The 22530-nt window shown below is 71.7% G+C and carries 19 protein-coding genes and 1 tRNA gene; 6 read left to right on the top strand and 14 right to left on the bottom strand.

Going from position 1 to position 22530, the window contains the following annotated elements; translation table 11 throughout:
* Nucleotides 1-47 precede the first annotated feature (47 nt).
* Nucleotides 48-320, top strand: a complete 273-nt coding sequence (locus ACIBM5_RS04340; RefSeq protein WP_396005308.1) for a hypothetical protein — start codon at nt 48-50, stop codon at nt 318-320.
* Between the two features lie 69 nt (nt 321-389).
* On the opposite strand, the gene malQ is transcribed toward ACIBM5_RS04340, so the two are convergent.
* Nucleotides 390-2564, bottom strand: coding sequence for a 4-alpha-glucanotransferase (gene malQ, locus ACIBM5_RS04335; protein WP_396005306.1), 2175 nt, complete (start codon nt 2562-2564; stop codon nt 390-392).
* A 144-nt stretch (nt 2565-2708) separates the two neighbouring features.
* Nucleotides 2709-3251, bottom strand: coding sequence for an HNH endonuclease (locus tag ACIBM5_RS04330; RefSeq protein WP_391582935.1), 543 nt, complete (start codon nt 3249-3251; stop codon nt 2709-2711).
* A gap of 190 nt (nt 3252-3441) precedes the next feature.
* On the opposite strand from ACIBM5_RS04330, the gene ACIBM5_RS04325 reads away from it, so the two are divergent.
* The 4 genes from ACIBM5_RS04325 to ACIBM5_RS04310 all read left to right on the top strand — a co-directional run bounded on the left by ACIBM5_RS04325 (nt 3442) and on the right by ACIBM5_RS04310 (nt 8837).
* Entirely contained in the window at nt 3442-5637 is a 2196-nt protein-coding gene (locus ACIBM5_RS04325; RefSeq protein WP_396005304.1) for a prolyl oligopeptidase family protein, read from the top strand.
* Nucleotides 5638-5772: 135 nt separating this feature from the next.
* Complete coding sequence (locus ACIBM5_RS04320; protein ID WP_396005302.1) at nt 5773-6807, top strand: mechanosensitive ion channel family protein; 1035 nt, start codon at nt 5773-5775, stop codon at nt 6805-6807.
* Between the two features lie 73 nt (nt 6808-6880).
* On the top strand, nt 6881-8359 hold the full coding sequence (locus ACIBM5_RS04315) for an SDR family oxidoreductase (RefSeq protein WP_396005300.1): 1479 nt from the start codon (nt 6881-6883) through the stop codon (nt 8357-8359).
* A gap of 91 nt (nt 8360-8450) precedes the next feature.
* On the top strand, nt 8451-8837 hold the full coding sequence (locus ACIBM5_RS04310; protein ID WP_391583084.1) for a globin: 387 nt from the start codon (nt 8451-8453) through the stop codon (nt 8835-8837).
* 52 nt (nt 8838-8889) lie between these two features.
* On the opposite strand, the gene ACIBM5_RS04305 is transcribed toward ACIBM5_RS04310, so the two are convergent.
* From ACIBM5_RS04305 to ACIBM5_RS04270, 8 genes are all read right to left on the bottom strand, one after another.
* The gene (locus tag ACIBM5_RS04305) at nt 8890-9537 is read right to left on the bottom strand and encodes a hypothetical protein (RefSeq protein ID WP_396005298.1); all 648 of its coding nucleotides are present in this window, start codon (nt 9535-9537) and stop codon (nt 8890-8892) included.
* Nucleotides 9534-9974, bottom strand: coding sequence for an acyl-CoA thioesterase (locus ACIBM5_RS04300; RefSeq protein ID WP_391582940.1), 441 nt, complete (start codon nt 9972-9974; stop codon nt 9534-9536). The genes ACIBM5_RS04305 and ACIBM5_RS04300 overlap by 4 nt, the downstream gene beginning before the upstream one ends.
* A 132-nt stretch (nt 9975-10106) precedes the next feature.
* The gene (gene ettA, locus ACIBM5_RS04295) at nt 10107-11771 is read right to left on the bottom strand and encodes an energy-dependent translational throttle protein EttA (RefSeq protein WP_391582941.1); all 1665 of its coding nucleotides are present in this window, start codon (nt 11769-11771) and stop codon (nt 10107-10109) included.
* Nucleotides 11772-12077: 306 nt separating this feature from the next.
* On the bottom strand, nt 12078-13499 hold the full coding sequence (locus ACIBM5_RS04290) for a thioester domain-containing protein (protein WP_396005295.1): 1422 nt from the start codon (nt 13497-13499) through the stop codon (nt 12078-12080).
* A gap of 542 nt (nt 13500-14041) precedes the next feature.
* A complete protein-coding gene (locus ACIBM5_RS04285) occupies nt 14042-14512 on the bottom strand; it encodes a single-stranded DNA-binding protein (RefSeq protein ID WP_396005293.1) in 471 nt (156 codons plus the stop codon).
* A gap of 234 nt (nt 14513-14746) precedes the next feature.
* Nucleotides 14747-16342 carry a GTPase gene (locus tag ACIBM5_RS04280; RefSeq protein WP_396005291.1) on the bottom strand — a complete coding sequence of 532 codons (1596 nt, stop codon included), beginning with the start codon at nt 16340-16342 and terminating at the stop codon, nt 14747-14749.
* Between the two features lie 220 nt (nt 16343-16562).
* Nucleotides 16563-17942 (bottom strand): GTPase, encoded by a 1380-nt coding sequence (locus tag ACIBM5_RS04275; protein ID WP_396005289.1) that lies wholly within the window; start codon nt 17940-17942, stop codon nt 16563-16565.
* 56 nt (nt 17943-17998) lie between these two features.
* Nucleotides 17999-19051: a Gfo/Idh/MocA family oxidoreductase gene (locus ACIBM5_RS04270; protein WP_396005287.1), complete on the bottom strand. Its 1053-nt coding sequence runs from the start codon at nt 19049-19051 to the stop codon at nt 17999-18001.
* 161 nt (nt 19052-19212) lie between these two features.
* Here ACIBM5_RS04270 and ACIBM5_RS04265 point away from each other — a divergent pair.
* Nucleotides 19213-19285: transfer RNA gene (locus ACIBM5_RS04265), tRNA-Arg, on the top strand.
* 428 nt (nt 19286-19713) lie between these two features.
* Here the strand turns inward: ACIBM5_RS04265 and ACIBM5_RS04260 are convergent.
* The 4 genes from ACIBM5_RS04260 to ACIBM5_RS04245 all read right to left on the bottom strand — a co-directional run bounded on the left by ACIBM5_RS04260 (nt 19714) and on the right by ACIBM5_RS04245 (nt 22270).
* A complete protein-coding gene (locus ACIBM5_RS04260) occupies nt 19714-20277 on the bottom strand; it encodes a hypothetical protein (protein ID WP_396005286.1) in 564 nt (187 codons plus the stop codon).
* A 418-nt stretch (nt 20278-20695) separates the two neighbouring features.
* Complete coding sequence (locus ACIBM5_RS04255) at nt 20696-21538, bottom strand: helix-turn-helix domain-containing protein (protein ID WP_396005284.1); 843 nt, start codon at nt 21536-21538, stop codon at nt 20696-20698.
* Complete coding sequence (locus tag ACIBM5_RS04250; RefSeq protein ID WP_396005283.1) at nt 21535-22068, bottom strand: DUF6879 family protein; 534 nt, start codon at nt 22066-22068, stop codon at nt 21535-21537. The genes ACIBM5_RS04255 and ACIBM5_RS04250 overlap by 4 nt, the downstream gene beginning before the upstream one ends.
* Nucleotide 22069: 1 nt before the next feature.
* Nucleotides 22070-22270, bottom strand: coding sequence for a hypothetical protein (locus ACIBM5_RS04245; protein ID WP_396005281.1), 201 nt, complete (start codon nt 22268-22270; stop codon nt 22070-22072).
* Nucleotides 22271-22530 lie beyond the last annotated feature (260 nt).

The raw sequence follows: 22530 nt of genomic DNA, 5'->3' as shown, positions 1-22530 counted from the left end.
TGCCGAGGCCCCGGCCGGGAGTCGGTTCGCACGGAAGGGTCAACCCGGTGCGTGGGTTCGTCCACCGGCCCGGTAGCGTGGGTTTCGTGGTGAACAGGAATGCACTTCGCGCCGGGGCCGTGTCGGCCGTTGTCACGCTCATGTCGCTGATCTCGGCGCCGGCCTTCGCGAACATCCGCGACGACGGCGACGACCCGGCTCCGAGCATGGGTATCGGCGAGACCCTCGGGATCTTCGTCGGCCTCCCGGTCCTGGCCTTCGTGATCATCGCGGGGCTCGTGATGCTTCCGGACATCATCAAGAAAAAGCAGCAGCACTGACCTTCCCCGAAGCCGCCGACCGGGTCCACACCCGCTCGGCGGCTTCGGCGCGTCCCGCCGTCGGCTCGGCTACCGACCGCGGAAGGCCCTGGCCAGCGACACCGCACGCGGGTTGACCGGCAGGTCCTCCAGGTAGACGTGCCGCCCCTCGGCGTCGGCCACCGGCAGCAGCCAGTTCGGATACTGGTTCCAGGTGCCGGGCAGGTTCTGCGGGCGACGATCGCCCACCCCGTCCGGCAGCCATACGCCGAGCATCCGGCACGGCGTCGCGGCGAGCAGCCGGTGCAGCGCCTCGACCGTCTCCCGCTCGCCCGCACCGGGCCGCAGGTAGCCGCGCCGGCGCAGCAGTTCGAGCCACTGCTCGCGATCGGCGAGGTCCTCGGCCCGTTCGGTGTCCACGTCGCGCACCAGCAGGTTCAGCCGCTCCCACAGGTCGATGTGCTCACCGGCGAGTCGGGCCGCGGTGGGAGGCAGGTCGTGCGTGGTCACCGTGGCCAGCGAACCGGCCCGCCACTGCTCGGGCGGCAGCGGCCGACCCTTGTCGTCGCGTTCGAACCACAACACCGAGGTGCCCAGGATGCCGCGCTCGGCCAGGTAGACGCGCACCCACGGCTCCACCGTGCCCAGGTCCTCGCCGATCACCACCGCGCCCGCCCGGTGCGCCTCCAGGGCCAGGATGCCGACCATCGCCTCGTGGTCGTAGCGCACGTACGCGCCTTCGGCGGGGCTGTTGCCCTGGGGCACCCACCAGAACCGGAACAGCCCGAGCACGTGGTCCACCCGCACCGCGCCGGCGTGCCGAAAGATCGCGCGCAGCAGCTCCCGGTACGGCGCGTAGCCCGTCTCGGCCAGCCGCAGCGGATGCCACGGCGGCTGGTTCCAGTCCTGTCCGATCTGGTTCATCGCGTCCGGCGGCGCGCCGCCGGTGGCGCCGAGCGCGAGCACCCGGCCGCCGCGCTCCGAGCCGAGCACCCACGCGTCCGCGCCGTCGGGGTGCACGCCGACCGCGAGGTCGTGCACGATGCCCACCGGCATGCCCGCGTGCGTCGCCGCGTCCTGCGCGGCCTGCAACTGGTCGGCCAGCACCCACTGGGTCCACCGGTGGAAGTCGAGCGCTCCGGCGAGCCGTTCGCGCTCGGCGGCGACCTCGGCCGAGTCCGGGTCGTGCAGTTGCGCGGGCCAGTTCCGCCAGGACGGGCCGTACTCCTCGACCAGCGCGCACCACGTGGCGAAGTCGGTCAGCCACCGGCCCTCGCGCGCGACGAAGGCGCGGTAGTCCGCGTCCCGGCCCAGGCTGCGCGGCACCTTGTGGACCAGCGCGAGCGCCTGCCGCTTGGCCACCCGCACCTTGTCCCGATCCAGGTGCTCGGCGCCGTCGTGCCCGTCCCCCGCCGCGGCCCGTAGCTCCTCGGCGACCGCCCGCTCGACCGGGGTCAGGTAGGCGAACTCCGGAATGGCCTCGACCCGGACGTACATCGGGTCCGGAAAGCGCCGGCTGACCGGCAGATACGGCGACGCCTCCACCGGCGGCACCGGCGAGGCCGCGTGCAGCGGGTTGACCAGCACGAAGCCGGCGCCCTGGGTACGCGCCGACCACACCGCCAGGTCGGCCAGGTCGGCCAGGTCGCCGATCCCCCACGAACGGCGTGAGGGCAGCGAATACAACTGGACCATGTATCCCCACGTGCGCTCCGCCGGCGTGGGCAGCATCGCCGGGGTGATCGCGACCGGGCACGACGCGCGGGTGCCCTCGCCGGTCGCGCTCGGCACCCCGCCCGAGCCCAAGGATTCCTCGGGTTCGGGCGAGCAGCGGGCGTGCAGGGTGTGCCAGCCCAGCGGTAGATCGGGGGGAATGCGGTGTGCGCCGACCGGGTCGCCGAGCGGCCCGAGGTCGGGTCCCGGGCCGAGGTCGCGGCGGATCCCGCCGTCCTCCAGCTCGATCCACAACTCGACCCGATGGCCGGCCGGCACGTTGACGGTGAAGCCGGACGCCCGGCCCGAGCGCAGCACCAGCACCGGCGGCAACAGCCGGGTCCGGCGCAGTTCCTCGTGCGCGGCGAGCGCGGCCCGGGCGGCCTCGGGTGTCGACGCGTCCACGCCGAGTGCCCCGAGCACCGCTGTCACCGTCGCCGGGGCGGCGTGCACGGGTTCGCCGCGCCACCCCCGGTACTCCGTGGCCACTCCGAACGCGGAGGCGAGCCGGACCAATTCGGGAGACAACTGCGATACGCGTGGTTCCTCCATGCCCGCGAGCATCGCACCCGAACGGTCCCGGTGTCGGCGTGTCCGACCGACACGCGAGCAGGTGTGTCGGGTTCCGGACCGCTGCTCCGAAGAACCCGCCGAAACAAAAACGGCGACGGGCTCCCCGGAGGAATCCGCCGCCTTCTAGGCGCTCGCGACCTGGTCGAAATGGTCGAAGCCCGCCTCCTGCGCACCGTACGGCGCCAGGTATGGCTCCCAGCGTGGATCGCGGAACCCGGTGCCCAGGATCCGCCACGCCAGGCCGGTGGGTTGGGATGGGGTGCGCGGCATTCGCCAGCCCAGCTCGGCGATGTACCGGTCGCTCTTGACGTGATTGCAGCGACGGCACGCCGAGACCACGTTGTCCCACGTGTGCTGCCCACCCCGGCTGCGCGGGACGACGTGGTCGACGCTGGTGGCGGCGCTTCCGCAGTAGACACAACGCCCGCCGTCGCGAGCGAACAGCGCACGACGGGTGAGCGGTACTTGGCCCCGAAAGGGGATACGGACGAAACGGGTCAGTCTGATCACACTGGGTACGGGAATCTCGGTGGTGGCGCTGTGCAGGATGGTGCCTGTTTCTTCCAGGCACATTGCCTTGTCGTTCAGCACGAGGATCAGTGCGCGGCGAACGGGCACCACGCACAGGGGCTCGTACGACGCGTTGAGGACCAGCGAATGCGGCACGTATGCCTCCCTGTGACGCCGACAGCGCGTGGCTCGCGCCGGGGACGATCGGCCTCCAGTGTCCATGCCGGGATACCCCCTGCGCTACCAGGAATCGACAAGGTCACAGAGCGTTCACCTGCACGAGTGGCCCCGCGTGGTCGACCGGTGACGGTGCGCACCGATGGGCTCGGGCGTCTAGGGTGCGCCCATGACGCGCTCTGTGCAGCCTGCGGAACACGCCCCCCACGAGACCCCGCGCGCCCCCGCCGCCGCCCGTGGCGACACGGTCGACGTGCTCTTCGGCCGGCCCGTGCCGGACCCCTATCGGGCGCTGGAGGACCCGGACGCGCCGGCCACCCGTGCCTGGTCCGCCGCGCAGGACGAGTGGTTCCACGCCCATGTGGACCATCTGGCCGGACGCGATCGGCTGCGCGCGCGACTGGCCGATCTGTTCGCCACCGGCCTGACCGGGCTGCCCTGCTGGCGCGGTGACCGGCACTTCCTGATCCGCCGCGACCCCGGTCGTGAGCACGCGGTGTTGTTCGTGGTCGAACCGGACGGGACCGAGCGCGCGCTGGTGGATCCGGTCGCGATCGACCCGGGCGGCACCACCACGCTGGACCAGTGGATCCCCTCGGACGAGGGCGATCGGCTCGCCTACCTGCTCTCCACCGGTGGCGACGAGGAGTCGTGCCTGTACGTGCTGGACGTGCGCACCGGCGAGCGCGTCGAGGGCCCGATCGAACGGGTGCGCGACACCTCGATCGCCTGGTTGCCCGGCGGCGACGCGTTCTACCTGGTGCGCCGGCTGCCACCGGAGGCGGTGCCCGCCGGCGAGGAACAACACCACCGCCGGGTGTACCTGCATCGGGTCGGCACCGACCCGGCGACGGACGTCGAGGTGTTCGGCGCGGGCAGCGAACCGGCCACCTACTTCGGCGTCGGAGTCAGCCGCGACGGCCGCTGGCTCACCGTGTCCGCGTCCGCGGGCACCGCGCCGCGCAACGACCTGTGGCTGGCCGACCTGCGCGCGAGCGCGCCGGACCGGCCGCGGTTGCGCCCGGTGGCGGTGGGCCTGGATGCGCTCACCGGCGTGCGGGTGGGCCGGGACGGGCGGCTGTACGTGTTCACCGACCTGGATGCGCCACGCGGACGGCTGTGCGTGGCCGACCCGTCGGCCCCGGGGCCCGAGGGCTGGCGCGACCTGGTGCCCGAGGAACCGGACGCGGTACTCACCGGCTACGCGATCCTGGACGGCCCGCACGCGCCGCGGCCGACGCTGCTGCTCACCCGGACCCGGCACGCGGTGGGCGAGTTGACCGCGTGCGACCTGGCCACCGGGGAGGTGTTGGCCCGGCCGGCCACGCCCGGCGGCTCGCCCGGTTCGATCGGCGGTCTGGCCGAGCACCCCGAGGGCGGGCACGAGGCGTGGTTCGGCTGGTCGGACTACACCGCGCCGTCGGCGGTGCTGCGCTACGACGCGCGCACCGGCGCGATCGAGACCTGGGCCGAAGCACCCGGCACCGCACGGCTGCCGCGCGTACACGTGCGCCAGGAGTCCTACCGCTCGGCGGACGGCACCACGGTCCGGATGTTCGTGATCGCGCCGACCGCCGAACCGGACCGGCCCAGGCCCGCCGTGTTGTACGGCTACGGCGGCTTCGGCGTCGCGCTCGGCCCCGCCTACTCGGCGGGCGTGCTCGCGTGGGTGGAGGCCGGCGGCGTGTACGCGATCGCGAACCTGCGCGGCGGCTCGGAAGAGGGCGAGGAGTGGCATCGAGCGGGCATGCGCGGGCACAAGCAACGCGTGTTCGAGGATTTCCACGCCGCCGCGGAGCACCTGACCGCCCGGGGCTGGAGCACGCCCGAGCGGCTGGCCGCGTCCGGCGGCTCCAACGGCGGGCTGCTCGTGGGCGCCGCGCTGACCCAGCGGCCGGATCTGTACGCGGCGGTGGCCTGCTCGATGCCGCTCCTGGACATGGTCCGCTACGAGCGGTTCGGGCTGGGCCGGTTGTGGTCCGACGAGTACGGCAGCGCCGAGGTGGCCGAGGAACTGGACTGGCTGCTGGGCTACTCGCCGTATCACCACGTGCGCGCGGGGGTGGCCTACCCGGCGGTGCTGTTCACCGTGTTCGAGGGGGACAGCCGGGTGGACCCGCTGCACGCGCGCAAGATGTGCGCGGCCCTACAGGACGCGACTTCGAGCGGGCGGCCGGTGCTGCTGCGTGCCGAGGCCGAGGTCGGTCACGCGGCCCGCTCGGTCTCGCGCACCGTCGAACTCACCGTGGACACCCTGTCCTTCCTGGCCGACCGCACCGGACTGGACCTGGCCACGCCGCACCTCGACGCGCTCGGCGGCGAGCACGGCAAGGACGGCGACCACGACGAAGGTGGGGATCGGTGACATAGCGGTGATCAGCGACAGAAGGTACGAAGCAGAGGTATCGCACGAGGCCCACCGCACTCGTGACTACTGTGGGGAACCGATCCCCCGCCGCAGGGGGAGGCTCCTCCGCTCGTCGTCCGAAAGGTCTCGTACGTGTCCGCGCCCGTCCCCGGAATCCTGCTGTCGTTCGACGTCGCCAAGGGCGACGGCAAGGTGTCGTCCTGGTTCGACCGACACGGCGAGGCCCTCGTGGTGACGCCGATCCGGATCCTCGTGATCATCCTGGTCGCGCTCATCCTGCGGGCGGTGACCCGGAAGCTGATCACCCAATTGGTCGGCCGGATGGCCAACAGCGGCACGGACAGCAGCGGGCGGCCGGTGACCGGCTTCCTGCTGAACGCCGAACGGCGTCGTCAGCGCGCCGAGACGGTCGGTTCGGTGCTGCGCAGCACCGCCTCGTTCGTAATCCTGGGCATCGCCGGACTGATGGTGCTCGGCGAGTTCAAGGTCAACCTCGCCCCGCTGCTGGCCAGCGCGGGTATCGCCGGCATCGCGCTGGGCTTCGGCGCGCGCAACCTGGTCACCGACTTCCTGTCCGGGATGTTCATGATCCTGGAGGACCAGTACGGCGTGGGCGACCTGGTCGACGCGGGCGCCGCGACCGGCACGGTGGTCGAGGTGGGCCTGCGGATCACCAAGCTGCGCGACGTGGACGGCACCGTCTGGTACATCCGCAACGGCGAAATCAAGCGGATCGGCAACAAGAGCCAGGGCTGGGGCACCGCCAAGGTGGACGTCCAGGTCGGCTACCACGAGGACCTGGACAAGGTGCGCGCGGTGATCGCCTCGACCGCCGAGGCGCTGGCCGAGATCGAGCCGTGGAACGAGCGCATGTGGGGTTCGGCCACCGTGGTCGGGATGGAATCGGTGACCCCGGACGCGGTGGTTCTCCAGGTGCAGATCAAGACCATGCCGGGTCAGGAGTTGCCGGTGGCGCGCGAGTTGCGCGGCCGACTCAAGCGGGCGTTCGACGACGCGGGCATCCGGATCAGCGAGCCGATCGCGAGCGCGACCGGGCCGGCGGGCGACGAGGGCCCCGCGCCGGCTCCGGCCGAGCCCGCACCGGTCCCGGTGAACCCGCCGCCGACCCCGCCGACACCGCAGGCACCCGGGGCGCCGGGCGCCTGAATCGGGACCGAACGGGTCATCGCCGGGCGCGCCCGCACCGGATCCGTCCCGGGTGTCACCGACACTGGGTCGGGTGGACTCTCCCCTGTGTCTGGTCACCGGCGCCACCGGCTACCTCGGCGGCCGGCTCGTACCCGAACTGCTCGCGGCCGGCTATCGCGTGCGCTGCATGGCCCGGACTCCGAACAAGCTGCGCGACCACCCGTGGGCGGACCGCGTCGAGATCGTCCGCGCCGACGCGCTCGACCCGGACGAGGTCCGCCGCGCCCTCGACGGCGTGGACGTCGCCTACTACCTGATCCACGCGCTCGGCAGCGGCCCGCGCTTCGCCGTCACCGACCGCGAGACCGCGCGCACCTTCGCCGCCGCGGCCGAGGACGCGGGCGTCGGCCGGCTGGTCTACCTGGGCGGTCTGGGCCCGGCCGCCGGCTCCGCCGCCCGCGACTCCTCCCCGCACCTGCGCTCGCGCGCCGAGGTCGGCGAGATCCTGCTCGCCGGTGCGGTGCCCACCGCCGTGCTGCGCGCCGCGGTGATCATCGGCTCGGGGTCGGCCTCCTTCGAGATGTTGCGCTACCTGACCGAGCGGCTGCCGGTGATGGTCACGCCCCGCTGGGTCACCTCGCGGATCCAGCCGATCGCGGTCCGGGACGTGCTGCACTACCTGGTGGGCTGCGTCGCGCTGCCCCCGGAGGTCGACCGCGCCTTCGACATCGGCGGACCCGACGTGCTCACCTACGAGCGGATGATGCAGCGCTACGCGGCGGTGGCCGGCCTGCGCCGACGCCGAGTGCTGCCGGTACCGATGCTCACGCCGTCGTTGTCCAGCCACTGGGTGGGCCTGGTCACCCCGGTGCCAGGCGGCCTGGCCCGACCGCTGGTGGAGTCGCTGCGCAGCGAGGTGGTCTGCCACGAGCACGACATCGCCCGCTGGATCCCGGACCCGCCGGAGGGCCTGACCGGCTTCGACCGCGCGCTCGAATTGGCCCTCAAGCGCATCCGGGAGACGGATGTGGCCACCCGCTGGTCCTCGGCATCCCTGCCCGGCGCCCCCAGCGACCCGCTGCCCACCGACCCGGACTGGTCCGGCGGCTCGCTCTACGAGGACGTCCGCGAGGCGCAGCCGGCCGCGACCCCGGCGCAGGTGTGGCGGGTGATCGAGGGCATCGGCGGCGACAACGGCTGGCACTCGTGGCCGCTGGCCTGGTCGGTGCGCGGCGCGCTGGACCGGATCATGGGCGGCGTCGGGCTGCGTCGCGGGCGCCGGGACCCGCAACGCCTGCGGGTCGGCGATTCGCTCGACTTCTGGCGGGTCGAGGAGGTGGTGCCCGGCGAGCTGCTCCGGCTGCGCGCGGAGATGCGGCTGCCGGGCCTGGCCTGGCTGGAGTTCACCGTCTCGTCCGCGCACGGCAGGACTTACTACCGCCAACGGGCGCTGTTCCATCCGCGAGGACTGCTCGGGCACGCGTACTGGTGGGCCGTGTTCCCCTTCCACGGCATCGTCTTCGGCGGCATGCGCCGGGGCATCACCCGGGCCGCGGAGCAATCGGGCTGAGCCGCTCCCTCGGCCGGCGGCCCGACTCGAACGATCGGGCCGAGCATCCCCGGGCCGGCGGGCCATCTGGGAGGATGGGACGGTGACCCAGATGCGAGAGCCGGAACCGAGTCTCTACGAAGCCGTGGGCGGCGAGGAGACGTTCGTCAAGCTCGTGCACCGCTTCTACCAGGGCGTGCGCGAGGATCCTCTGCTGCGCCCGATGTATCCGGAGGAGGATCTCGCCGGGGCCGAGGACCGCCTGCGGATGTTCCTGGTGCAGTACTGGGGCGGGCCGCGCACCTACAGCGATCAGCGCGGGCACCCTCGGCTGCGGATGCGGCACGCGCCGTTCGCGGTGACCGAGGAGGCCCGGGACGCGTGGCTGCGGCACATGCGCGCGGCGGTCGACGACATCGCGTTGCCCGCCGAGCAGGAGAACACCCTGTGGGACTACCTGGTCTACGCGGCGCAGTCGATGGTGAACCGGCTCGACTGACCGGCGGATACGACCGTGTGGTGGTCGAGTGGGGATCGCCTCAGCGGGTGGTTCAGCGGGTGAAGAGCAGGCCGGGGGCATCGGGGCGGCGGACCGAGACCGAGCCGTAGCGGGCTTCGAGGCGCAGCCAGGCTCCGGCGGTCAGCACCTCGGCTCGGCCCTCGGGGTCCGGCGGGCCGAGGAAGCCGAAGGATTGGGCGGCGTGTGCGGCCCGCAGCGGGAGTCGGCCCGGCAGCGGTCGGGTCCAGATCTCGGCGGCGATCCGGTCGAACTCCGCGCGCGGCATGCCGGGTTCGGTCCGGGAGCGGAACTCGGCGACTCCGGTGGCCACTTCCCGGCCCAGGTCGAGCACGCCCAGCTCGGCGACCCGTTCCCAGCCGGTGCGCGGCGGCAACATGCCGGCCCAGCCCGGGCCGGTCACCGACGCCGGCAGGGTCACGCTCGCGTCGTCCGCGATCGCGTCCAGGAGCTGCCCCGCGGACACGGTCACGTCCGCGGTCGCGGGTACGGCCAACCCACTGGCCCGCAGCGTGATCACCCCCGACGCCGCCTCCCCGAACGGCGGGTGGCCGAACGTACCGAGCACCGACCCCTCGGCGCGCATCCGCACCACCGCGCGGCGGTCGTAGCGCAGCAGTCGGGTCAGGTAGCCGCCCAGGTCCGCGGCGGCGGCCGCATCGGCGAGTCGCAGCACGGTCATGGCCGGACCGGCCGCCCCGCCGGCTCGTCCTGCGGCTCGACGAAGCGCTCCAGGTAGGCCCGCTCGTCCTCGTTCAGCCGCCGGGGACGCTGCTCGTCGAGCGAATACGGCACCAGCACGGACAACGCCGTCGCGTACACCTGCTCGTCGTCCTTGATCTCGTAGGCCAGCGTGAATCGGGCGGCCCCGATCCGGGTCACCCAGGTCTCCACCCGTACCGGCTCGGCGCGCCAGACCAGCGGTCGCTTGTAGTCGATCTCGTGCCGGGCGATCACCACGCCCTCGGAGAGCGTCTTGGCCCCCTCGCGCTGCCCGAGGGTGAACATCATGTCCACGCGCGCCTCCTCCAGGTAACGGAGGTACTGCACATTGTTGATGTGCCGGTAGGCGTCCATGTCGGACCACCGAAGCGTCGCCTGGTAGATGTGCCTGGCCACGTGCCCAGTCCTCTTCTCTGTTCCCCGTCGGTCTTCCCCGTCGATGCGACCGCGTGCCACCGGGTGATGCCGGTGGCCTGCCGTATGCGGGCATACGACAGGCCACCGGTCACGCCGTGCCGACCGGGTCGGTCAGTTGCGCTTGAGCTTCTTGTACGTCGCCCGGTGCGGCCGGGCCGCGTCCGCGCCCAGGCGCTCGACCTTGTTCTTCTCGTACGACTCGAAGTTGCCCTCGAACCAGAACCACTTCGACTCGCCCTCGTAGGCGAGGATGTGCGTGGTCACCCGGTCCAGGAACCAGCGGTCGTGCGAGACGACCACGGCGCAGCCCGGGAACTCCAGGAGCGCGTTCTCCAGGCTGGACAGGGTCTCGACGTCGAGGTCGTTGGTCGGTTCGTCGAGCAGCAGCAGGTTGCCGCCCTGCTTGAGCGTCAGGGCCAGGTTGAGCCGGTTGCGCTCACCGCCGGACAACACGCCGGTCGGCTTCTGCTGGTCCGGGCCCTTGAACCCGAACGCGCTCACGTAGGCCCGCGACGGCACCTCGACGTTGCCGACCTTGATGTAGTCCAGGCCGTCGGAGACGACCTCCCACAGGTTCTTCTTCGGGTCCAGGCCGCCACGCGACTGGTCGACGTAGGAGACCTTGACCGTCTCGCCGACCTTGATGTTGCCCGCGTCCGGCGTCTCGGCGTCGATCAGCATCTTGAACAGCGTGGTCTTGCCCGCGCCGTTGGGACCGATGATGCCGACGATGCCGTTGCGCGGCAGCGTGAAGGACAGGTCGTCGATCAGCAGCTTCTCGTCGAAGCCCTTGGTGAGGTGGTCCACCTCGACCACGACGTTGCCCAGGCGCGGACCCGGCGGGATCTGGATCTCCTCGAAGTCCAGCTTCCGCATCTTGTCCGCCTCGGCGGCCATCTCCTCGTAGCGGGCCAGTCGCGCCTTGCTCTTGACCTGGCGGCCCTTCGCGTTGGAGCGGACCCATTCGAGCTCGTCCTTGAGGCGCTTCTGCCGCTTGGCGTCCTTCTGCCCTTCGACCTTCAGGCGGGTGGCCTTGGTGTCCAGGTAGGTGGAGTAGTTGCCCTCGTAGGGGTGCAGCCGACCGCGGTCGACCTCACAGATCCACTGGGCGACGTTGTTCAGGAAGTACCGGTCGTGGGTGACCGCGACGACGGTGCCGGCGTACTTCTCCAGGTGCTGCTCCAGCCACTGCACGCTCTCCGCGTCGAGGTGGTTGGTCGGCTCGTCCAGGAGGAGCAGGTCGGGCGCCTCCAGGAGCAGCTTGCACAGCGCCACACGACGCTTCTCGCCACCGGAGAGGTTCACGATGGGCCAGTCGCCGGGCGGGCAGCCCAGCGCGTCCATGGCCTGTTCGAGCTGCGAGTCGAGCTCCCAGGCGTTGGCGTGGTCGAGCTGGTCCTGCAGCTCGCCCATCTCGGCCATCAGCTCGTCGGTGTAGTTGGTCGCCATCTCCTCGGCGATGGCGTTGAACCGGTCCAGCTTGCCCTTGATCTCCTTGACGCCGTCCTCGACGTTCTCCAGGACGGTCTTGGACTCGTCCAGCGGAGGTTCCTGGAGCAGGATGCCGACGGTGTAGCCGGGGGACAGAAACGCGTCGCCGTTGGACGGCTGCTCCAGCCCGGCCATGATCTTCAGAACGGTCGACTTACCCGCGCCGTTCGGGCCGACGACGCCGATCTTGGCTCCCGGCAGGAAGCTGAGCGTCACGTCGTCGAGGATCACCTTGTCGCCGTGCGCTTTACGCGCCTTGCGCATGGTGTAGATGTACTCAGCCATGCGTCCAAGCCTATGGTCTGCCGAGCAGTGCCCGTGCATGGGTGCCCGGAGGGCGCGGGATCGGCCTGCTTGCGTGGGTGCCCGGCCGGTACGTGATGACCCGTGGTCGGCTCGGTGGCCTGCGGCCCGCTTGTCCTCAACCGCCGGACGGGCTGGAGATGGCCGAGATTTGGGCCGGGGAGGTGCGGTGCGATTCGGACCCACGGTGGCGCGGTGTGGGCCCGGGGTGGGGTGACGTCGGGCCCCGGCGCACGGGGTGTGCGCCGGGGCCCGGCTGTCGGCGTGGTTCGAGCGGTGGTGCCTCTATCAGGCAGCGGCGCCGTTCGAGCCGTTGTTGCGGCGGCGCATGTAGAACACCAGGCCGCCACCCGCGAGGAGGAGCGCACCGGCGCCGCCCAGGATCGCGGGGGTGTTGCTGCCGTCGCTACCGGTCGCGGCCAGGTCCGGACCCTTCGGGTTCACCGGAGCCGGCGTCCCACCGGTGCTGCCACCCGAGGTACCACCCGTCACACCTTCGGTGGCACCGGCGGTCTTGCAGTCGAGCGTGCCGGTGAACTCCTTGGCGGTCTTGCCGTCGGGGCCCAGGATGGTGATCTTGTACGCCTGGTCCTCGGCGACCTTGACGACCTGGTCGACCGACTTGCCGGGCTGGACGGTGGTTTCCTTGCCGTCGAGCTTGAACTTGTACGACTCGTCGCCGCTGTTCTTGACGGTGACCTTCACGCCGCCGTCGACGCAGTCCTTGGTGGCGTTGATCTCCGGGAGCGGGCCCTTGCCGGGGTTGCCCCACTTGGCGATCGCCTTGTCGGAGGTCTGCACCTTCTGCTTGTCCGCGACGATCAGCAGCTGGCTGGTCGACCCGTCCCTGTTGACGCCCTGGAAGACCCGACCCGCCTGCACGGTCGACTCGCCGGAGACCTCGAGGGACTGGCTGCCCGCCTTGGTGGCCTTGGAGGCGTCCACGTAGAGCTTGTCGCCGTTGCCGACCTTGGCGACCGGCTTGCCGTCGGCGTCCACCAGGGTGGCCTTGGCGTCGGTGTCGCCGGCGAGCAGCTTGGCGTTGATCGACTTGCCCTCGGCGTTGGTCTTGACCTCGAACGGGCCGATGCCGGGCTTGTCGTTGATCTTGCCGGCCTTCTCGCCCGGGGTCACCGAGAGCGAGACGGGGGGCTCGGTGACGTCGCCCTTGTTGGCGTCGCCGACCAGGTACTTGTACAGCTTGACGACATCGCCGTCGTTCTTGTTGTTGCCGTCGTCCAGGTTCTGGCCGTCGGTGAAGTGCCAGATGGCGGCCTGCGTGGCCGCGGCGGCCTCGCCCTCGGTCAGCTCCGGAGCGCCGACCGCCTTGCGCACGCCCGCCAGGTCCACGGTCGGGAAGGAGTTCAGCAGAACCCACTTGACCTTGGCCTTGTCGGCCTTCGTGCCGAAGGAGGTCTCCTTCCAGCCCGACTCGTCGTACTTCGCCTCGTCGTGCACCAGGGTGTGGAAGTCGATGCAGTAGGTGCGCAGGATCTTGCCGTCGACCTCGAGCTTCAGGATCGAGGCGCGCTGCGAATCCGCCTTGCCCTTCAGGTAGATGTTGGCACCGACATCGCCGCCCTTGTAGACGCCCTTGGCGCCTTCCGCACTGGCCGCACCCGCGAAACCGATCACGCCGGCCGCCGCCAAGCCGCCGGCAATGACCATGGCCGACAAGCGGGTGGCCGTCCGTCCCGGTGTACGGAACATGTGGTGGTCCCCTCGAAAAATGTAAGCCGACTCGCGCGGCGCATGGTTCCCCCGAGCGGGGCGCGAGTAAAGAACCGTTGAATGGTATGAGCAGCCGGGCCACCTCTCGCGACCCGGGGTAGTCATTTGTTTCACGTTCTTTACCTCGGGAGAAGATCCACGTCGAGGATGTCTTTCCGGATATCGCGAAGTCGACAAGTCTTCGACGGATATAGCCGCCTATGGGGCTTGGCAAGCCGCATAAGCGCCGATCAGGGCGATCTCGCTCACTATTGATTTGTCAAGGTGCAAACCTGCGCGAATCGGTCCTATTGTGATCAATGCCTTGACTCGGCCGCTATTCGCCTCCACGATCCGACTCTTTACGACCCTCCATCCCAATGGTTGAGCGAGATGCGGCTATTGGTCCGATTGGGGCCCATCGTACCGCCGTCGACGTCGTCACAATTCTGTTTCAAATTCGTCCCAGAAATCGACTTGAATTATCGCCGGTATCGCCAATGAATGGCTTTCGTGAACACGTGATCAGTCGTCCGCGCAATTCATGCGGCCTCCTCTTCGCCGACGGATGCGATGTCCGCCCCGATCGCGAGGGCGCGCTGTTCGGCCATCGGCCCGGCCACCCCGTCGTCCGCCACGACGGACAGGCGCGCCGGCCGACCCACCCGGCGGAACTCCGCGATTCCCCGGGCCAGGTCGTGTCCCACCGAGGACGCGTCGATCTCGGTGACGGTCCACCACCTCCCCTCCCGCTCCCACTCGCGCACCCGCAGCCGTCCGGTCACCACCAGCGGGTCGCCCTTGTCGATCGAACTCGTCACGTTCTCCGCGAGTCCGCGGAAACACACGATCGTGTAGAAGGACGCGTCGCCCGAGACCCACGTGCCCGTCTCCCGGTCGAAGCGCCTGGGCGACACGGCCATCCGAAAGCGCGCCAAGGGCACGCCGGCCTGGGTCATCTGGACCCGGACATCGCTGGCGGCGTTGCCGATCACCGTCACGTACGTGTCCACGCTTGCCTCCGTGTGTCACCGGCGTGCCCCGCAACATCGCCGTCCGTCCTCGACGATCCGGCATCCGGCGGTCGCCCGGCGAAGACCCCGGCGGGCTGTGCACAACTCGGCCCCTGTGCATCACGCGAGGTCACCCACGTGAGGGACGCCCCGGCCGTCCGTCACTCACGTGGGTGACACTCCCGCCGCCCTCTCACCCACGTAGGCGACCCCGGCCGCCCCCCGCGCTCCCCCTCACCCCCGCCGCATCGGCTCCCGAGCCGCCACGAAATACGCGTGCGCCTCCCGATACCGCGCCAACTCCGTCTCCGCCGGCCCCACCACCAACCGATCCGCCGCATCCGCCACCCGCGCCCGCAGCGCCGCCGCCACCTCCGCCGTGCGCCGCTCCACGGCCGAGCCCGTCACCCGCCGCCCGAGCCACACCCCCACCATCCCCACGACCAGCCCCGCCAGCACCACCCACCACGGCCCCGGCACCCCGAAGAAACGCACCACCGGCACCCCCGTCCAGGCCGACCCGGCACCCACCAACCCGGCCGGCACCGCAACCACCCCGACCCACTGCGCGCCCACCGCCGCCCGCGCCGCGACCGTCGGCGCCGCGGCCTCCGGCACCGCCCCCGCGGGCATCGCGTCCAACTCGTCCGGCAATCCCCGCAGTCCCTCGGCCAGCACCCGATGCACCCCGCCGGCCCAGTGCGCCGGCAACCCCTGCGTCAGCCTCGTCCCCGCCTGCCGGATCGCCTGCTCGGCGCGATGCGCCTGCACCGGCTCGGGCCGCACCGCAGGCCGCCGTACCCGACGCCCCGACAGCGGCCCCCGCGGAGTCCGCAACCCCGCGCCCGCGGCCGCCGCGACGACCCCCACCCCCGCCGCGTCGCACAGACCGTCCACCAGCGCACGACGGTCCTCGGCGGTGAACGCGTCCCCGCCCGGCACCACCCCGGCGAAATGGGGATCCAGGCGTTCGGTCAGCGCATCCAGGTCCGCCGCCAGCCTGGTCACCGCCGCCTCGCCGGACCCGGAGGCGGCCACCACCACCCGGCGCAGTTCGGCGATCCCCAGCCCGGTCTCCGGCGACGTCGCCAACACCCGTACGCCCGCGAGTCCTTCCGCCGCCAGCAGCGCCCGCACATCGGTCAGGCACGCCGCGAGGTCCCCGGCCGGCAACCGGTCCGCGTGGTTGAGCACGACCGTCATGCTGTGGCCGTGGTGTCGCAACGGCCGCAGATAGCGGTCGTGCACGATCGCGTCCGCGTACTTCTGCGGATCGAGCACCCACACGATGTGGTCGGCGACCGCCACCACCGCGTCCACCTCCGCCCGGTGCGCGAGGTCGAGCGAGTCGTGGTCGGGCAGATCGAGCAGGACCAGACCGGAGGGCATCCCGCCGCCTCGGCGCGCGTCCAGCGATCCGTGCCGGGCCACCCGGCGCACCGGTTCGATGCCGAGCAGGTCCAGCAACGGCGCCGCGCCCTCGGGGTCCCACGCGCACGCCAGGGTGGTTCGGGTGGTCGGCCGCCGCGCGCCGGTATCCGCCAGCCGCAGCCCGGTGAGCACGTTGAACAACGACGACTTGCCGCCGCCGGTGGCACCCGCGAGCGCGACCACGGTGTGCCGGCCGGCGGTACCCAGCCGGGTCTCGGCGTGGCCGAGCAGATCGTGGATCAACGCGAGATCGGCGTCGGGCAGCCGATCGCGGGCCGGCGTCGCGATCCGATCGAGCGCGGCCAACCGAGCCATCAGCCGCCCGGACTCCTCGGTCCCACTCGCATGCCGGGCCCGTCGCACGGCGAACCGATCGACATACTGCCCACCGGCGGTCATCCGCGCGTCCCCGACACGTCGCACCACACGCCACACACACGGGCACCCCCGCCGGCGCACCCACCGCACCCCACCTCACGCCGGGCCCGGCAGGACACCTCCGTGTCACCCCGACGCCCAGGCCCCACGCGCACCCGTCCACCGCCGCCCGCGCCGCGCCCCCTCCCCCGCCCGCCGCGCGACGCGCGCCCCACGCGGCTCGCGCCCGTCGCCCGCGCGCTCACGCGCTCCTCCGCACCGTGTCGAGCGCCTCGATCAGCCCCGTCCCGTCCTGCGCGGGCAGCGGGGTCATCGCCGCCACCCGGCGTGCCCGCTCGCCGTCGAGTGCCGCCGCGACGACGCCGCGCAGTCCCCGGTGGACGTCCAGGATCAGCCGCGCGGCGGGCTCGGATCCGATCCGGGTGCCGAGCCGGCCGGCCGCCTCCCGACCGATGCCGGGCCCCGACACGGGGCCGCCGACCGCCGCGATCAGCGCAAGCGGCTCGCCATCACCCGGCCAGGCGAGCGGTTCCGGCGCCGACCGGCGCACCGCGCCCGGCGGCAGGCATCCCGCCGAGCGCTCCGCGCCTCGCGCGAACGCGTCCGCCACCAACGCGTCCAGGCTCTCCCGGACCGCCCGCGCGGCTCCCGGGACGTCACCGTCGGACCAACGCCCCGCCGCCGCGCCGCACAACAACGACCCGTCGTCGAGCGCCCGGAGCGCCCACTGCGAGGTCGCCGCGTAGGTCGTGTCCACACAGGCCCGCGCCCGATCGACCGCCTCGTACTGTCGTCCCGCCGCCTGCGCGAGCGGCGGCACCCGCCGATCGAGGCTGTGCAGCAGCCCGCCGACGGTGCGCCGGACCACCGCGGCCCGCGCGTCGGGATCCGCGCCGCGCTCCGCGAGCCAGGTGCGAATCGGCACCACGTTGCGCTCGGGCAGCCCGGCACCGGGCTCGGTCTCCACGATCGGATACAGCGGCACGTCGCCCAGCCCCGCCTGCCGCAACAGCCGCACGAGGTCGGACCGAACCCCGTCGAGCACCTCCGTCGGCACCCGGTTCAACACGATCGCCAGACGCGTGTTGCGCTCGCGTGCGAGCCGGAGCAGATGCCACGGCGCGGCATCCGCGTAGCGCGACGCGGTGGTGACGAAGATCCACAGGTCGGCGGCGCCGAGCAGACGTACCGCCACCCGCCGGTTGTCGGCGGAGACCGAGTCGATGTCCGGTACGTCGAGCAGCGCCATCCCGGGCGGCACCCGCTCGTCCAACCGCAGCCCGATCCCGGCTTGTCCGGCGAACCAGTGCCGATCCCCCGAGCGGCACACCAGGACCGGTACCCGCGTGGTCGGCCGCAGCGGCCCGGCCGGCGTGACCTCGCGCCCGACCAACGCGTTCACCAGGGTGGACCGGCCCGCACCGGTGGACCCGCCGACCACCGCCAGCAGCGGTGCGCGCGGCGCCGCGAGGCGGGGCAGCAGGTAGTCGTCGAGTTGTTCGATCAACTCGCGGCGGGCCAGCCGCGCCTGCACGGCGCCGGGCAGGTCGAGCGGGAAGCACGTCGCCGCGACCCTGTCCCGTAGGTCGGCGAGGGCTGCGGACAAGGTGTCGCTTCCCATGATCACCACGGGCGACCACTGCCCGAATTGTCCGCATTCCCAACGCGCCGCCGCCGTTACAGCGTGACGGTCACTCCGTCGGCGGAGGATCGCTGCGCCGCCTCGATCGTCTCCAGTACGGCCAGCGCCTCATCGAACGACACCGGCGGCTCACCCTCGTCGCGCACCGCACGCGCGAACGCGGCGTAGTAGTCCTGATAGGCGCCCGGCTCGGTCTCCACCGGCACCGTGTCGCCGGGCGTACCGAGCACTCCCCACGCCGCCGGCGGCTCGGTCCCCCACCCGGGCGTACCGACCTCGGCCCCGGCGCGCAGCAGTTCCTCCTGCGGGTCCATCCCGAACTTCACGTACGACGCCTTCGACCCGAGCACTCGAAAACGCGGTCCGAGGTCGGCCGCCGTCGCACTCATCCACAGGTGCGACCGCACGCCACCCGCGTGGGTGAGCGCCACGAAGCTGTCGTCGTCCACGAGCGCCCCCGGCCGCCGGGTGCCCAACTCGGCGTACACGTGCGTGGGTCGCCCGAACAGCGCCACCGCCTGATCGATCAGGTGAGTCCCCAGGTCGTACAGGATCCCGCCCAGCGCCGCCGGATCGGCCTGCTCCTTCCACCCGGAGGTCCGCACCTGTGGACGCCACCGCTCGAACCGCGACTCGAACCGGTGCACCTCGCCGAGTCGCCCCTCCTCGACCAGACGCCGCACGGTCCGGAAGTCACCGTCGAACCGACGGTTCTGGTAGACCCCCAGCCTCCGATGCCGGCGGGTCGCGGTCAGAACCAGCTCCCGACCCTCGGCGACGGTCCCGGCGAACGGCTTGTCCACCACCACATGCAGCCCGGCTTCCAACGCACGGGTCGCCAGCGGGACATGGAAGCGGTTCGGCACGGTGATCACCACGAGGTCGAAGTCACCCGCGCGAGCGAACATCTCGTCGGTCGTCCCGATCACCTCGGCCTGCGGATGCCGCTTGCGCACCTGCGCCCCGCGCTCCGGATTCCCGGTCACCACGGCAACCAGTTCCAGCCCGTCCACGGCCTCGACGACCGGCGCGTGGAAGGCCGAGCCCCCCACGCCATAGCCGACAAGTACAGTCCTTGTGGGACCCACTGCGCCTCCCTCAGCCCGTTTCGGCCCTTCTCTGATCACATTCTGGCCGCCAACTGCGTCTGATCAGGTAACGGTGACCACCGGAACGCCGGTGAGGCATGCACACGGCCCTATTCTGTTGTGCCGCGACCGGATCCGGTGCAAGATCCTGATTCGCCCACGCCCTCGTAGCTCAGTGGACAGAGCAGGTGCCTTCTAAGCACTTGGTCGCAGGTTCGAGTCCTGCCGGGGGCACCGCCACGCCGCCGTCCGCCGCCCGCACCCCCGGGCGGCGTCCGCGCAGGTCAGCGCAGGTGCGCACGCGCAGGCCCGGCGGGCGTACCGGTAGGCCGTCGGGTGCTCGCGAGACGGTCGGCACCCGACCGTCACCGAGCTTGCGCAGGCGGTGACGGCGCACCTCCTCGCCGCCGCCCGAAGTCGCGATGTGCCCCCTTCGTGTCGTTTGCGCAATGCGATGTGCCGGCCGGAAACACACGGGTCCCGCGGTACGGAAAGCCGGGCTCGGAAGCATGGAGGACCGGGCTCGCAGCGACGCCGCTCGGCCGGTTGCGCGGCCCGGACGACATCGGGGCGGGGCCGGGGCGGGACGGTCGTGGGGTTCGGCGGTGGTCTCCTCGGTGCGGTGGTCTCCTCGGTGGTGCCCGGTTCGTGGCTGTCGGCGGTCAGCGGCCGGTCTTCGGATCCCGGACGAGGCACGCGATCCTGCGGTCGTCGAGTGCGGCGCGGATGCCTTCGCTGTCGAGCCATCGGCCGAGGCGGGTGTGCAGCTCGGCGACCTGGTCGATGGTGAGGCCGGTGACCGGTGTCGGGTCCAGGCACAACTTCGGCTCGGGTGGGGCGGCGGTGGGGACCAAGTCGGGGCGATGGCGGATGAGGTCGTCGAGCAGGACGCCGCGGTGGTGCTCCTCGACGTGTGCGACCAGGCCCGGTTCGTCGGCGACGGGGTCGACGAGGATGCGCAGGAGCAGGCCGTGGCCGTCGCGCACGAGGCGGGCCCGACCCGGCTTCGGGTCTTCGCTGCGCCGGGGCCGGAGCAGCGTCTCGGCGAGTGTGGCCGCCTCGGCGTCGGTCAGGTGGGCGGCTGCGCGGTCGAGTTGCACGGCCGGGGGATGGAGCCCGGCGGAGACGACGAGGAGACGCCACGGTCGCGGCTGGTCGACGGGCACGAGGTGGATGGTCCAGGCGGGCAAGGTCACGGTCGCGACGACCGCCTCGGATTCGGTCACGAGGACTCCATGGTGCGTGTATGCGGTGGGTGCGTGTATGGGGTGGGTGCGTGTACGGGGTGGGTGCTGCGGGACGGGGGCGGTGCCGCCGTCGGGACGGCACGGGGGCCGACCTCCAGCGGGCCCTGCCGCCCCCGTCCCGCGATCCCGGTCCGGCACCGCGCTGGACGGCCGCCGGCTCGGGGTGGTGAGGGCGGGACCGGTGCCGCTCGATACGGCGTGGGGACGGAGGGTGGCCGATCCCTGCCGGACCCGCCCGCTCAGGAGGGCAACACTCGGCCGCCGGAGGCCGACTGCCGCCCGGGATGGCATCGGGAGCAGGACGGGATCACATCCTCACCGTAGGGCGGGGTGATTCTCCGAATCGGCGGTGTTTCTCCGGATTTCTCCGAGGGCTGCAAACGTGTCTCGGCGCTTCTCAGCCCTGGCACAACGCGGCTTGCGCGCGGGCGATCAGCCGCTGCGCGGGTGGGCCGTGGACCGCAGCTTCGTTCAGGGAATTCCAGACGGTCGCGAACAGGGCCAGGTTCTCGGCGTCTTCGAGCCACATCTCGGTCGTCCACGTCTCCGTGATCACGAGTCGATCGTCGTAGATCCAGAAGCCGTCACCGGGCGCGATACTCAGGTCCGCATCGAACGGCACGACACCGAGGGATACCGACCGCAGACCCAGTAGACCGCTCAGACGGTCGAGTTGACCCGCCAGGACGTCGCGAGGACAGACCCGCACACGCAACGCTCCCTCCCATACGAGGGCGTGTACCTGCCGCCCCGGCTCGTACAGGAAGTCCTGTCGCCGCAGGCGTGCCGCCACTGCCGCCTCGATGTCGCGTGGTGTGCGGCGCAGTTGGGCGTACCGGGTCAGGACGTGGCGGGCGTAGTCGGCGGTCTGGAAGATCCCCGGGATCACGCCGGCTTCGAAGCCGCGGAGCGCCCTGGTTCGTTTCAGCTCGACGATGCCGGCTTCCTGGCGTGGCCGGTGGCCGGCGGCAAGTTGTCGCTTCCACGTGCGATACGTGGTCTCGAATCCGGTGAGTCTGGCCTTGAGTTCCGGTGCGACGTGGGGTCGGCCGACGGTCCGGGCCCACACGTCGAGGTCTGCGCCGCTGGGGGTCTGTCGCCCCGTTTCCAGCTTCGACACCTTCGAGGGAGGCCAGCCCGCGTTGCGGGCGAAATCGCGTCCGGTCAGGCCCGCCTCGGTGCGCAGTTCGCGCAGCCGTGCGCCGAGGGACACGCGAGCCTGTTGGAAATCGGAGGTCACGCGCGTGACGGTACCTGCGTACGGAATGTGTCGTACGGAACGGCGAAGTGCCAGGCGGCGTCACGCACCCGGCATCCTGTCAGGACCGCGGTCGGGTCGTCGGTCAGTTCCATACCGAGCGAGCGGTCCCCGTCGAAGTGGAAGCGTCCGAGGATGCGTGAATCGAACAGCCAGAAGTCCCGTGCGGGCAGATCCGCCTTGTCGGCGTCGCCACGCCACAGGAAGCGGATGTCTTCCCCGGCGATGATGCTGTCCTCGACATCGGCGAGGAGGAACCGCTGGTAGTCGGTCGGCGGCTCGTCGACCACGCGCACGCGTTCGATGCGTTTTCCCTGGCGCGTCTGGTCGCGGACCATGGCCAGCCAAGGGCGCTCGGGATCCGAGACATCCTCGCCGCGCAGGAACGCGGCGACAGCGTCGGTCTCGGTCGCGACGCCGTAGGCCCGTCTGGTCTCCAGCCGCCACGCGGTGTGCTCGAAACCATGCCGAAAGAATTCGGTGATCGCTCGTCCGGTGATCAGGTCGGGCACGTCACTCCTTGGGCGCGAAGCGGGCCAGGAGCGCGCGCGGGACGACCACGAAGGTCTCGCCGTCCTTGACGTCCTTGAGTTGGGCAAGGGCCTCGGGATCGGTGAGGCGGTCGCCCTGTACGACGAAGTCACCGTTCTCCGTCTCGTACAGAGTGGGGCAGTCGCCATCCTTGGATGTGGTGCCGACGAATCGCAGCTTCATGGCGTGTCCTGTCATTGGGCGATGGCTGCTTCGATGACAGCGCGTCGGCGACCCATAACGCAAGCCGTCTTCGCGGGGGACCTCCGGCATCGCCGTCGGCTTCAGGTCCCCGATGGCGGATCGGGCGGCCGGGGGGGCGCGGGGGGGGGCCGGGCGCCCCCGGGGGGGGGGGCCGGGGGCCCCCGGGGGTGGGGGCCCGGGGGGGGGGGCCTTGCGGGGGGGGCGCCCCCCCCGCCCCCCCCGGCATAAAAACCCATGGG

This window comes from Embleya sp. NPDC050493 (assembly GCF_044458105.1).
In the GTDB taxonomy this organism is placed as follows: Bacteria; Actinomycetota; Actinomycetes; order Streptomycetales; family Streptomycetaceae; genus Embleya.
This window is presented reverse-complemented; position numbering and strand designations above follow the sequence as displayed.

Excerpts from the sequence above, each read along its gene's own strand:
- malQ (WP_396005306.1), bottom strand. The coding sequence starts at position 2,564 with ATGGAGGAACCACGCGTATCGCAGTTGTCTCCCGAATTGGTCCGGCTC.
- ACIBM5_RS04325 (WP_396005304.1), top strand. The coding sequence starts at position 3,442 with ATGACGCGCTCTGTGCAGCCTGCGGAACACGCCCCCCACGAGACCCCG.
- ACIBM5_RS04310 (WP_391583084.1), top strand. The coding sequence starts at position 8,451 with ATGCGAGAGCCGGAACCGAGTCTCTACGAAGCCGTGGGCGGCGAGGAG.
- ACIBM5_RS04305 (WP_396005298.1), bottom strand. The coding sequence starts at position 9,537 with ATGACCGTGCTGCGACTCGCCGATGCGGCCGCCGCCGCGGACCTGGGC.
- ettA (WP_391582941.1), bottom strand. The coding sequence starts at position 11,771 with ATGGCTGAGTACATCTACACCATGCGCAAGGCGCGTAAAGCGCACGGC.
- ACIBM5_RS04290 (WP_396005295.1), bottom strand. The coding sequence starts at position 13,499 with ATGTTCCGTACACCGGGACGGACGGCCACCCGCTTGTCGGCCATGGTC.
- ACIBM5_RS04280 (WP_396005291.1), bottom strand. The coding sequence starts at position 16,342 with ATGACCGCCGGTGGGCAGTATGTCGATCGGTTCGCCGTGCGACGGGCC.
- ACIBM5_RS04275 (WP_396005289.1), bottom strand. The coding sequence starts at position 17,942 with ATGGGAAGCGACACCTTGTCCGCAGCCCTCGCCGACCTACGGGACAGG.
- ACIBM5_RS04245 (WP_396005281.1), bottom strand. The coding sequence starts at position 22,270 with ATGAAGCTGCGATTCGTCGGCACCACATCCAAGGATGGCGACTGCCCC.